Here is a 12,356-nt window from a genome sequence, read left to right on the forward strand (position 1 = left end):
GTGTGCGTGAGCCGGGGGCCGACGGCACGCGGATGGCTCGCGTGAGGCGGGTGGTCGACCGAGCGTGGACGGTGTGCGTGACGGGGAGGGACGCGTGACGGTGGTGCAGCAGGCCGGGAGCGCGGCGACGACGGAGAAGGTGGACGACGTGGCGGACCTGGTGGGGGTAGGGACGACGACCGGCGGTGTCGCAGGCGTCGACGCGGCGCCGGTGGCGGGCGGTGCCGGTGGCGCGGCCGTGCGGCGCGTGCGGGCGGCGTTCGAGCGGCTCGACGCGGTGGACCGGCCCGAGGTGTGGATCACCCTGGTCGACCGCGCCGACGTGCTGGCCGCGGCGGCCGACGTCGACGCGCGCGTCGCGGCCGGCGAGGACCTGCCGCTCGCCGGGGTGGTGCTCGCGGTCAAGGACAACGTCGACGTCGCGGGCCTGCCGACGACCGCCGCGTGCCCGTCGTACGCGACGTCCCCCGCGGGTCGTCCGGGGACGGCGGTCGTGACGGCGCCCGCCGTGCAGCGGCTCGTCGACGCGGGCGCGGTCGTGCTCGGCAAGACGAACCTCGACCAGTTCGCGACCGGCCTGGTCGGCACGCGCAGCCCGTTCGGCGCCGTCCGGCACGCCACGCTGCCCGACCGGGTGTCGGGCGGTTCCAGCTCGGGTTCCGCCGTCGCGGTCGCCCTCGGGATCGCCGACCTCGGGATCGGCACCGACACCGCGGGGTCCGGTCGCGTGCCCGCCGCGTTCCACGGGATCGTCGGCATCAAGACCACCGTCGGACTCGTCCCGACCGCGGGCGTCGTGCCCGCGTGCCGCACGTACGACGTCGTGACCACGTTCAGCCGCGACCTCGCGCTGGGCGCGCTCGCGAGCCGCCTCATGGTCGGCCTGGACGCGGCCGACCCGTCCGGGCGCGGGTGGCCCGCGGACGTGCGCCTCGCGCTGCGCGCGACACCGGTCGTCGCCGTGCCGCGGCCCGAGGACCTCGCGCCCCTGTCGCCCGGCTGGCGTGCCGCTTTCGACGAGGCCGTCGCCGCCGTCGTCGCGACCGGTGCCCGCGTCCGCACCGTCGACGTCTCGGCGATGCTCGACGCGGCGACGCTGCTGTACGACGGTGCGATCGTCGCGGAGCGCTACGAGGCCGTCGGCGCGTTCCTCGACACCGACCCCGCCGATGCCGACCCGACCGTCGCGGCGATCATCCGCGGCGGTCGCGACGTGCCCGCGCACGCCTACGTCGCCGACCGTGCGCGCCTCGACGCCGCACGGGCGGAGGCGCTCGTGACGCTCGACGGCTGCGACCTCCTCCTGCTGCCCACGACGACCGAGCACCCCACGATCGCCGCGGTCCAGGCGGACCCGGTCGGGCTCAACCGCCGCCTCGGCACCTACACGAACTTCGTCAACCTCCTCGACCTCGCGGCCGTCGCCGTCCCCGCGGGCGAGGCCGACGGTGGCCCGTTCGGCGTGACGGTGCTCGCCCGGGCGTTCGACGACCAGCTCGCCCTCGACCTCGCCGCCCGCCTTCTCACCCCCCTCCCGGCTGCGATCCCGCCGACCGGCACGACGCCGCCCGTCGCGGCGGCGCCGTCGACGGCGGCACCGTCGACGTCCGGCTCACCCCAGGCTCCCGTCCCGGCCGCGCCGCTGGTCGTCGCGGCGGGCGTCGACGTGCTGGTCGTCGGTGCGCACCTGCGCGGTCAGCCGCTCAACGGCGAGCTCGAGGACGTGGGGGCGCGGTTCGTCGCCGCCGTCCGCACCTCCGACGCCTACCGGCTGGTCGCGCTCGACACCACCCCCCGCAAGCCCGGCCTGGTCCGGGTCGGTCCGGGCCACGGTGCGCCGATCGCGGGCGAGGTGTGGCGGGTCGCGCCCGGCGCCCTCGGTCGCCTGCTCGCCGCCTTGCCCGGGCCGATGAACCTCGGCCAGGTCGAGCTCGAGGACGGGTCGTGGGTCGTCGGCTTCGGCTGCACCGCGGAGGCCGGGCTGTCGGGCTCCGACATCACGTGGGCGGGTGGCTGGGTCGCCGCGCTCCGCGCGGGAGCGTGACGGCGACGGCCTGACGACCGCGCGGTCAGTGCCGGGAACCGCCGCGGTCGCGTGCCGGGACACGCAGTCCCGACGCCCGCAGCCGCCGGATCAGGTCTCCCGCGCTGACCTGCTGCGCGCCCAGCGCGACCAGCTCGGTGATCCGCTCGTCGGGGACGTCGTAGTGGTCGAGGTCGAACGCGCGACGGGGAAGGCCGGCCCGGGCGGCGAAGGCGTGCAGCTCGTCGAGCGAGGAGTCGCTGACGAGGTGCGCCCAGGTCGTGCCGTGCCGGGGCCACAGCGGCGGGTCGACGAGCACGGTCACACGACCGAGCCTAGGTGCCCCGTCGTGCCGCCGCGTCGTCGACCGCACCGGTGGGCCGGCCCCCGCGGGTCGCTGTGCGGGCGACCTGCGATCGGCGACCGGTGACCGTCAGGCCGTGAAGAGTCGCGACGCCTGGGCCTCCGCGTCGGCGTACGTCTGCGCGGCGCTGTGCATCGCGGCGCTGATCTGGTCGAGCGCCTGCTCGAGCCGCGCCTCCGTCGAGGACCAGTTCGCGACCACGCCCGCGAACGCCGTCGCGGCGGAACCGCGCCACGTGCCCTGCAGGTCGGCGAGCTGCCGGTGCATCGCGGCGACCTCGCTGCGGATCGACGCGGCCCGTGCCTGCACCCCCGCGGCGGCCTGTGCGACGTGCGCGCTGTCGACCTCGTACCTGCTCATGCGGACCTCCCGACTCCGACGGGTCCGCCCTCGTGGCGGAACCTCGTGGAGCACGACGCTAGGGAGCGGGCACCGGTCGCCGGACGGTCCAGCCGCGACGCGGTGCGCGGAGGTCGGGCGACCCGGGCTGTGGACGGCTCGACGTCGACCGCACGAGCAGGCGGGCCCACAGCGGGCGGGCGAGCGTGCCGAGCGCACGAGGTGGCGAGCCGGCGCTCGCGCAGGCCGGAGGTCGGAGCCCCGCCTGCACGTGTGCTCGCCGGTCGGCGGCCTACCGGTCGCCGCTGGACGCGCGCACGGCTGCCTGAGCGGCGGCGCCGTCGGACGCCTCGAGCGCCGCGGCCTCGGCGTGCTGCGCCGCGAGCGCCTCGGCGTCGATCTTCGCGAGCTCCTTCTCCAGCCGCTGCTTCTCGGCGGAGATGTTCTGCCGAGCCGGCTCCTCCCACGCGGCACCGAGCGGGCTCGAGAACAGCGAGGGGCGTCGCAGCAGCTTGTCGAGGATCTTGAGCCGCGCGCGGACGTACGCCTCGACGGGCAGGTGCGAGTACTCGGCGCGCACGTCGTGCAGGTACGACTTGTACCGCTGCGGCTCGGCGGCGAGCATCGCGAGGTCCGCGTCGCACAGCACGGCGCAGTCGAAGTCGGTCGGGTCGGGGGAGTGCCGGACCAGGGCGACGACGAGGTCGTGCACGCGCCGGGTCGCGCGCTCGGGGACGCCGAGGCGGGTCAGCTCGTCGACGGCGAGCCGGGCGCTCGCGATCTCGTCCTCGCCGCCCCGGTTGGCGTACGCCTTGCGCTCGGCGGAGTCGAAGACCGCCCCGTGGTACCAGGCGGCGAGCCGCACGAGGTCGGGCTCGTGGGTCTCCTCGACGAGCTCGTCGACGCGGACGAGCACGTCGACCAGGTGCTTGAGGTTGTGGAAGTCGCGGCCGGGTGCGGACCACCTGTCGACGAGCGACTGGCCGACGTCGCGGATCTCCTCCGTCGTCGCTGTCGCTCCGGCCCCCTGTGCGCTGCGCTGGAACGCGGACAACAGCCACTGGGGTGCGTCATGGACGCCCATGGATCAAGCCTCACGCCGATGGTCAGGACGCGCCATAGTAGAGCCTCCCGACGGCACCGGGGGGCCCGGTTCGGGATCCTCCGCGGGCGCCGCGGGGAGCACGACACGCACCGTGGTGCCGCCTCCGTCCGTCTCCGCGAGGCCCACGGTGCCGCCGTGCGCGGTCACGATCGCGGCGACGATCGCCATGCCGAGCCCGGCGCCGCCGGAGTCACGGCCACGGGACGCGTCGACCCGGTAGAACCGCTCGAAGACCCGTGCGGCGTGCTCGGGGTCGATGCCGGGCCCGTGGTCCCGCACCTCGAGGACGGCCTGCCCGTCGGGTGCGGTGCCGACGGCCAGCTCGACGGGGGTGCCCGGCGGGGTGTGCTGCACGACGTTCCCGACGAGGTTCGCGACGACCTGCCGCAGCCGCGGCTCCTCGCCGAGGACGAGGTGCGGTCCGGACGGCGCGCCGGCGACGAGCGGGACGAGCCGCGCGGTGCGCGAGGGGTCGAGGGCGTGCAGGTCGCTGACCGCGTCGGCCGCGACCACGGTGAGGTCGACCGGCTCGCGCCGCAGGGGACGGTTCTCGTCGAGGCGCGCGAGCGCGAGGAGGTCGTCGACGAGCCCGCCCATCCGGGTCGCGGAGTCCTCGATGCGCCGCATGGTGTCGTCGACCTGCGCGGGCTCCCGCAGCGCGCCCATCCGGTACAGCTCGCCGTACCCGCGGACCGCGGCGAGCGGGGTGCGCAGCTCGTGCGACGCGTCGGCGACGAACCGGCGCATGCGGGCCTCGGACGCGGTGCGCGCGGCGAACGCCTGCTCGATCTGCGTGAGCATGCCGTTCAGCGCGGCGGAGAGGCGCCCGACCTCGGTCTGCTCGGGGGCGGGCGGGACCCGGCGGGACAGGTCGCCCGCGGCGATCGCGGCGGCGGTCGACTCGATCTCCCGCAGGGGACGCAGCGAGCGCCGCACGGCCCACGCGCCGGCCAGCGCGCCCAGCAGGACGATCCCCGCGCCGCTGACGACCAGCACGAGCACCATCCGCTTCACGGTGCTCTGGACGTCGCCGAGGGGCAGCGCGACGACCACGGACCCGGTCGCGCCCTCGACGGTCAGCGGGTACGCCACCGCGCGCCAGCGTGAGTCGTCCGTGGTCGACCGGACGGTGAACGGCTCGCCGCGGCGCGCGGTGGCCTGCGCGGCGGTGAGGTCGGGCACGACGGGCACGCCGTAGCGCAGCCGCGCGGACCGCGACGGCGGGCTCACGTTCTCGAACCCGCCGACCTGCACGCGCACGTAGTAGTCGCTGGGCGCGAGGGTGCTGCCGAACGGCGTGAGGGAGTCGAGCTGCTGCTGCGCGAGGCTCAGGCCCTCCGACTCGAGCTTCTCGTCGACCTGCCCGACCATCGTCCCGCCGAGCAGGGTCGCGCTCACCACGCCGGCCAGCACGAGGCCGAGACCCACGAGGACGGTGATGATGCCGACGAGCCGGTGGACGAGCGGCACGGCGTCCCACCGCGCGCGCAGCGACGTGGGCCGCGTCGGGCGTGCGGAGCCGGGCGTGTCGGGCTCGTCCTCGGGCGGCACGGGAGGCGTGGAGGACGAGGCCGTCGGACCGGGGACCGCCGGGGGCGCCGGGTCGGTGACCGGAGGGCCGGGCGACGGGGACGACGGGGACGACGGCGACACGGTCACGTCGACTCGCGCAGCAGGTAGCCGACGCCGCGCTTGGTGTGGATGAGCGGCGGCAGGCGGTTGCCGTCGTCGTCGGTGAGCTGGTCGACCTTGCGCCGCAGGTAGGAGATGTACGACTCGACGATGTTCGCGTCGCCGCCCCAGTCGTACTGCCAGACGTGGTCGAGGATCTGCGACTTCGACAGGACCCGGCCGGGGTTGAGCATGAGGTAGCGCAGGAGCTTGAACTCGGTGGGGGAGAGCTCGACGGGGTGCCCGGCGCGCACGACCTCGTGGCTGTCCTCGTCGAGCTCGAGGTCGGAGTACCGCAGCACGCTCGACGACAGCTCGATGCCGGGCGACGTGCGGCGCAGGATCGCGCGGATCCGCGCGACGACCTCCTCGAGGCTGAACGGCTTGGTGACGTAGTCGTCGCCGCCGACCGTCAGGCCCTGCACCTTGTCGGCGGTGTCGTCGCGCGCGGTGAGGAACAGCACGGGGACGTGCTGGCCCTTCTCGCGCAGCCTGCGCGTGACGGTGAAGCCGTCCATGTCGGGGAGCATGACGTCGAGGACGACGAGGTCGGGCTCGACGTCGCGGGCCAGCCGGAGCGCGGCACCGCCGTCGGCGGCGGCGTGCACCTCGAAGCCCGCGAACCGCAGCGACGTCGCGAGGAGCTCGCGGATGTTCGGCTCGTCGTCGACGACGAGCAGGCGGGCCTCGGGCTGGGCGGGCGCACCGGTCATCCTCCCAGTCTGGTCCTGGTTCCTGGGTGCCGCCTGGGAGCGCGCTGCGTGCCACGCGCGCCGTGGGCAGCCGCCGTGGGCAGCCGCCGTGGAGCGGCTGCGGGCCGCGCTCGGCCACCACGACGCCCGACGGCGGTGCGCGACGCGTGCCGCGCACCGCCGTCCGGGTGGTGCTGGGTACCGGAGTTCCCGGCCGGGGTCAGCGTCGCGTGCGGACCCGCGGCGTGGCGACCATCGCGGCGCCCGCGACGAGCAGGGCCGCGACGAGCCCCAGGAGGCCTGCCGGGTCGGCGCCCGTGCTCGCGAGCCGCGCGCCCGACGACGTGCCGGCCACCGCGACCGTGAGCTCGATCTGCGCGGTGCGCTGCGACGTGGTGCCGGTCGCGACGACGTGGTGCAGGCCCGCGGCCGTGCCCGCGGGGACCGTCGTCACCAGCGTCGCGACCCCGGAGGCGTCCGCGACGGCCGTGCCGAGCAGCACCGGCTCGGAGTGCAGGTGGAACTGCACGGTCTCGCCGGGCAGGAAGCCGCGCGCGACGAGCGTGACCGACGAGCCGGGGGTCGTCGACGACGTCGAGCCGGCGAGGGCCGGGACCGGTGCGGGCGTCGGGACGACGGGCGTCGGCGTGGGGGTCGGCGTCGGGGCGGACGGCTGCGGGTCGGGCGTCACGACGGGAGCCGTGACGGTGAGCGCGTGGTACGCCGAGTCGGCCTGCGCGTACACGCCCTGCGTGCTGGACCCCGAGTAGTGCGCGAGGACCGTGTACGAGCCGGCGGCGAGCGCGGGCGTCGTGACCCCGACGCTCCCGTCGACGAGCGTCGCGTTCACGTGCAGGAGGTAGTGCTCGTCGGCGTCGAGCACGATGAGCTGGACGTCGCCCTCGGGCGTGACGGCCTCGCTGTGCGGCCCGACGACCGTGACGGTCGCCGTGACCGGACCGGCGACGACGGTCGACGGCACGTCGACGGTCACGACGGGACGGGGCGCGACGTGCTCGGCGACGACGAGCGTCTGCGCGGCCGACGTGGCACCGCCGTGGACGCCGTCGCCCGAGTAGGTGGCGGTGACGCCGGTGAAGGTGCCCGCCGGGAGCGGCAGCGTGAGCTCCGCGACGCCCGAGACGACCGGGGCCGAGCCGAGCGAGCCGTCGTCCCACGTGAACGCGACCGTCCCGCCGGGGGCGGCCAGGCCGTCCGTGCCGGTGACGGCGGCGCGCAGGAGGACGGGGTCGACGTCGGTCGCGCTGGTGGGCAGGGTCAGCGTCACGCCGGCCTCGGCCAGCACGTGCACGGGCGAGCCGGCCGACGCGGAGGCCGCGAGGCCCGACGCGCCGAGGTAGCGCGCGGAGACGCTGCGGAGGCCGGGTGCCGGCGCCCCGAGGTCCGTGCGAGCCTCGCCGTGCGCGTCGACCGCGACGGGCGCACCCACGTCGACGCCGTCGACGGAGAACTGGACGGAGCCGGTGGTGACCGCACCGCCGCTCGTGGCCACGGTGGCGACGGCCGGCAGCGTGGCGGGCAGCGTCACCGACGGGGCGACCGCGACCGCGGTGGTCGTCGCGACGACCGGTGCGGCGACCGAGATCGGGAAGCGGCCGGACGACACCCAGGTCTCGCGACCGTCGCCGTCCTCGTACCCGCACCTCACGTCGACGTAGCCCGCGGGCGCGGGGGAGGAGAACCAGACCGAGCCGCTGTAGACCATCTGCGCGTCCGCGAGGACGCCGTGCGCGGTCTTGAGGATGCCGCTGCCCTCCGACGTCACCCAGGACGCGATCGTCCACGGCTGGTCCTCGACCAACGGGCAGACCACCGTCACCGGGATGGTCGTGTGCACCGAGCCCGTGGCGGGGACGTCGGCGACCGGGTAGCCGTCGGGCACGGCGCTCGCGGGCGCGGACAGGCCCACGGCGGCGGCCAGGACGAGCGCGGCGGTCGTCGCGACGGCGCGCAGCCGTCGGGGGAGGGAAGGACGCAGCACGGAGAGACCTCTCGGGGGCGGGGGACGAGGACGACGCCTCTTTCCCGACGCCGCTCGTCCCATCGGCGCACCGCGACCAGGCGTGAGGGGGTGGAACCTGCGACGCGCGTCACGTGCTGACGTGGGCCGACGCCCCGGACGGTCCACAGGACCCGGGTGAGGCGGGTCGTGCACCGGGTACGGTGCTGCCTCGTGACTGCCACGTCCCCCCACGCCCCGGTGCTCACGGTCGTCCAGCTCGACGCCGGTGTGCCGCTCGACCGCTTCGCCGGATGGCTCGACGGCGTCGAGGTGCGCCTCGTGCGCGCCGACCTCGGCGAGCCCCTGCCCCCGGCCGACACCCTGGACGGCCTGCTCGTCCTCGGCGGCCAGATGTCCGCGCTCTCCGACGAGGCGCCCGGCATCCCGGCCACCCGCGCGCTGCTCGCCGACGCCGTGCAGGCCGGTGTCCCGACACTCGGGATCTGCCTCGGCGCCCAGCTGCTCGCGGTCGCGACGGGCGGCCGCGTGCACGTCGCCGCCCCGCCCGGCCGCGAGTCGGGCGTCGTCGACGTGCGCTGGCGCCCGGAGGCCGTGGGCGACGCCCTCGTCGGTGCGCTGGTGGACGTCGACGTGCCCGAGGACCACCGGTCGACCCCGATGCCGAGCATGCACGCCGACGCGATCGTCGACCTGCCGCGCAGCGCGACGTGGCTCGCGCACTCGCGCCAGTACCCCTACCAGGCGTTCCGCGTCGGGTCGGCGTGGGGCGTGCAGTTCCACCCCGAGGCGTCGCCCGCGACGCTGCACGCGTGGGCCGAGCTGCACGACGACGTCGACACGGCCGCGGTCGACGCCGCGACGGCCGAGCACGACGCGTCCGTCGCGCGCGCAGGGGAGACGATCGCCCGCACGTTCGCGGCGCTCGTCGTGGCGCGTGCCGGAGACCGCACGCCCGCCTGACGCCCCCCGGCGACGGCCCGCACGAGGGCGTCGTACGAAGAAGACCGCCCCGACGACGCGGACGACGACCGCACGACGACGGCCGGCCCCCATCCGGGGAGCCGGCCGTCGTCGTGCGTGCGGTGCCGCGAGCGGACCGCGGCGTCACTGCTCGGGCGCGGCCTCCAGCTGCGGCGTGACCGGCGTCGTGCCGAGCGCCTGCGGCGCGCTGCCCTGCTTGAGGGCCGCGAGACGCGCTTCGACCTCGATCTGCGCGCCCGACGCCTCGAGCTCCGCGAACTGCGCGTCGATCGACGACGCGGCCAGCTCGGCCTGGCCCATCGCCATGGCCTCCTCGCGGCGGACCTTCTCCTCGAACCGCGCGAGCTCGCTCGTCGGGTCGAGCACGTTGATCGAGGAGATCGCGGTCTGCACGGTCTGCTGCGCCTGCGCCGACTTCTGCCGCGCCACGAGGGTGTCGCGGCGCGTCTTGAGCTGGCCGAGCTTGTCCTTCATGAGCGCCAGGCCTGACTTCAGCTTCTCGACCGTCTCGCGCTGCGACGCGATGAGCGGCTCGGCCTCGCGGACCTCGCCCTCCGCCTGGATCTGCTTGCCGAGCGCGACCTTGGCCAGGCTGTCGAAGCGGTCGGCCTTGACGGCGTCGCCCGCGGCACGCGCCTGGTCGGCAGCCGTCGACGCGGCGAGGGCCTTGCCGCCCCACTCGCGCGCCGCGGCGACGTCCTCGTTGTAGTCCTGCTCCGCGAGCCGCAGGTTGCCGATCGTCTGCGCGATGGCCTGCTCCGCCTCGGCGATGGAGTTGGTGTAGTCGCGCACCAGCTGGTCCAGCATCTTCTGCGGGTCCTCGGCCTGGTCGATCAGCGCGTTGATGTTCGCGCGCGCCAGCTGGGTGATCCGCCCGAAGATGCTCTGCTTCTCGGTCATCGCCGTGCCTTCCCTCGCTCCGTGGTCGTGCCGTGGTCCTGCGCTGATGCTGTCGTGCTCGTCCTGTGCCGTCGTCGGGCGGGGGCGTCAGTCCTCGGCCGGGTGGCCCGTGGGGTCAGAAGCCGCCGCCGAAGCCGCCGTCCCCGAACCCGCCGCCGTCGAAGCCACCCCCGCCGCCGCCTCCTCCGCCGCCGCCCCAGCCGCCGCCGCCGCGCAGGATCGAGTCGAGCAGGATGCCGCCGAGCACCATCCCGCCGACGCCGTTGAGGCCGCCGCCACCGCGCTGGCCCGTCGACTGGTAGCGGTACGCGTCGGCCTGCTCGACGTCGGCCTGCGCGAGGTACTGCGCGTCGGCGACGAGCTGCTCGGCCTTCCGCGCCGACTCGAGCGCCGCCTCCGGCTCCGTCCCGGCCTCGTCCTCGGCCTGCCGGCACCACCGCTCCGCCTCGGCGAGCCGCGTCCGCGCCTCGGGGCCGACCGCACCGCGACGCGTCGCGACGAAGTCGCTGGTCGCACGCAGCGCGGAGCGCAGCCGGCCGAGCGTCTCGTCGAGCAGGCTGCGTGCGCGGTCGGCACGCTCCCGCGCCTCGCGCAGCGGCGCCAGGGCCGCGTCGATCGCGGCCTCGGCCTCGGTGATGGTGCGCAGCGCCGCGAGCGGGTCACCCGCACCCGTCCGCGCGGACTGCGCCGTGGCGATGGCCGTCTGCGCCGCCGCGACGCGCGGGGCGACCTCCGGCCGGGCGGGGCCCAGGCGCTGCGCGTCGGCGATGTCCGAGGTGATCGACGCGATCGCCGCGTCGAGGCGCGGACCCGCCGACGCGAGGTCGGCGCCCGCGTGGTCGACCGCGTCGAGCAGCACGCGTGCCTGGCCGAGCGCCTCCTCGGCGGCCCGCGCGTACCGGACGGCCGTCGCGCGGTCGCCCTGCTCGAGGGCCGTGCGCCCCTGGGCGAGCGTCGCGCCGGTCTCGTCGAGCAGCAGGCGCGCCTGGTCGGGGTTGTGCACGACCGAGGCGAGCGCCGTCGCCGGGTAGCGCGTCTGGAGCGTCTGCAGCGTCGCGCGGGCCGTGTCGACGCGCGCCTGCAGCGCCGCGGCTTCGCGCGCGTGGGCCTCGATCGCGTCGCCGGCCCGCGACTCGACGTCGCGCAGCTCGTCGAACGCCTGCTTCTGCGCGTCGAGCGCCGCGGAGACCTGCGCGACCGTCCGGATGATGCGGGTCGCCGTGTCGCGCACCTGCGGCTCGGTGTCGGGGATGTCGTCGTCGAGCGTCTGCCGCAGGCGGAAGGCCTCGGTGACCTGCTGCTTCGACGTCGCGAGGACCTGCTCGAACTCGCGCGTCGCGTCCGGCCCGAACTGCGCCTGCGCGAAGCCGAGCTCCTGCTCCGACGTGCGCAGCGCGTCGTCGATGCGCACGAGCGCCGACGAGGACCGCTTGTCCAGCTCGGCCGTCGGGAGCGCCGCGAGCTCGTCGACCGGCCCGACGGCCTGCTGCTGCGCGGGCGGTCCGGACTGACGGTCCCGCCGACGTCGGAGGAAGGCCGACAGGACGAAGAACCCGCCGATGACGACGAGACCGAGCAGCAGCAGCCCGCCGAAGCCGAAGCCGCCGCCCCCGCCGGCACCCGTCGCCGAGTCGCGCAACGAGTCGGCCGTCGCGACGGCCGCACCCGCCCAGTCGTCCTGCGACAGGTGGTCCTCCGCAGCCGTCGCGGCCGCCTGCACCTCGCCGCTCGACAGGTCGCCCGTCGACTCGGGCACGAGCGCGTACCGGCGTGCCTCCGTCGCCACGGCCAGCACGAAGTCGGACTCGCCCAACCCGGACTGCGCCGCCGTCGCCTGCGCCCAGTCGACCGGGTTCTGCCCCCCGAAGTCCGCGACGTACACCACGTACAGGTCGTACGGCGTCGCGGCGGACAGCTCGTCGAGCGAGGCCTGCACCACGCCCTCCGACCCGCCGAGCGCGCCCACCTCGTCGGTGATGTCCGCGGTGATCGACACCGGCTCGGCGGCGCGCAGCGGCACCGCAGCGGCCGGTGGGGCGGCGAGCGCGGGCACGGCCGCGAGGGCGAGCGCAGCGGCCGCGCACGCAGGACCGACGAGGGGCACGGGCGACGACGCGCGGGACCGGGGACGCACGCGACGATCCTTTCTCAGGGTGGTACCCGCCGCAACGAGACACCGGCCGCCCGGGTTCCCGCGGCCGCCGTCGACCGGCCGCGCCCTGTCGGCGCCGGTGGCGCGTCGCCGCAGGTCAGCGCGGCGCGGCACGTTGACCTGCGGTCGCCGGCGGTGGGAGGGT

At 76.0% G+C, this 12,356-nt stretch carries 10 protein-coding genes; 2 read left to right on the top strand and 8 right to left on the bottom strand.

What is annotated here, in order from left to right; all coding sequences use genetic code 11:
* Positions 1-94 precede the first annotated feature (94 nt).
* Entirely contained in the window at positions 95-2,044 is a 1,950-nt protein-coding gene (gene atzF / locus GXP71_RS19700) for an allophanate hydrolase (protein WP_238402517.1), read from the top strand.
* Between the two features lie 25 nt (positions 2,045-2,069).
* Here atzF and GXP71_RS19705 read toward each other — a convergent pair whose 3' ends face one another.
* The 6 genes from GXP71_RS19705 to GXP71_RS20590 form a co-directional block, all read right to left on the bottom strand.
* A complete protein-coding gene (locus GXP71_RS19705; protein ID WP_162354067.1) occupies positions 2,070-2,348 on the bottom strand; it encodes a DUF4031 domain-containing protein in 279 nt (92 codons plus the stop codon).
* A 108-nt stretch (positions 2,349-2,456) separates the two neighbouring features.
* Positions 2,457-2,747, bottom strand: coding sequence for a WXG100 family type VII secretion target (locus tag GXP71_RS19710; protein WP_124341363.1), 291 nt, complete (start codon positions 2,745-2,747; stop codon positions 2,457-2,459).
* Between the two features lie 271 nt (positions 2,748-3,018).
* The gene (locus GXP71_RS19715; RefSeq protein WP_162354068.1) at positions 3,019-3,810 is read right to left on the bottom strand and encodes a hypothetical protein; all 792 of its coding nucleotides are present in this window, start codon (positions 3,808-3,810) and stop codon (positions 3,019-3,021) included.
* Between the two features lie 3 nt (positions 3,811-3,813).
* Complete coding sequence (locus GXP71_RS19720; protein WP_162354069.1) at positions 3,814-5,382, bottom strand: cell wall metabolism sensor histidine kinase WalK; 1,569 nt, start codon at positions 5,380-5,382, stop codon at positions 3,814-3,816.
* Positions 5,383-5,486: 104 nt separating this feature from the next.
* Entirely contained in the window at positions 5,487-6,215 is a 729-nt protein-coding gene (locus tag GXP71_RS19725) for a response regulator transcription factor (protein ID WP_162354070.1), read from the bottom strand.
* Positions 6,216-6,414: 199 nt separating this feature from the next.
* Positions 6,415-8,196 carry an Ig-like domain-containing protein gene (locus tag GXP71_RS20590; protein WP_304515697.1) on the bottom strand — a complete coding sequence of 594 codons (1,782 nt, stop codon included), beginning with the start codon at positions 8,194-8,196 and terminating at the stop codon, positions 6,415-6,417.
* A 192-nt stretch (positions 8,197-8,388) separates the two neighbouring features.
* Between GXP71_RS20590 and GXP71_RS19745 the strand changes: the two genes are divergently transcribed.
* Positions 8,389-9,138: a type 1 glutamine amidotransferase gene (locus GXP71_RS19745; RefSeq protein WP_162354072.1), complete on the top strand. Its 750-nt coding sequence runs from the start codon at positions 8,389-8,391 to the stop codon at positions 9,136-9,138.
* 144 nt (positions 9,139-9,282) lie between these two features.
* On the opposite strand, the gene GXP71_RS19750 is transcribed toward GXP71_RS19745, so the two are convergent.
* Complete coding sequence (locus tag GXP71_RS19750) at positions 9,283-10,059, bottom strand: PspA/IM30 family protein (protein WP_162354073.1); 777 nt, start codon at positions 10,057-10,059, stop codon at positions 9,283-9,285.
* A gap of 115 nt (positions 10,060-10,174) precedes the next feature.
* Entirely contained in the window at positions 10,175-12,193 is a 2,019-nt protein-coding gene (locus GXP71_RS19755; protein ID WP_162354074.1) for a TPM domain-containing protein, read from the bottom strand.
* Positions 12,194-12,356 lie beyond the last annotated feature (163 nt).

This window comes from Cellulomonas sp. H30R-01 (assembly GCF_010119915.1).
Taxonomy (GTDB): domain Bacteria; phylum Actinomycetota; class Actinomycetes; order Actinomycetales; family Cellulomonadaceae; genus Cellulomonas; species Cellulomonas algicola.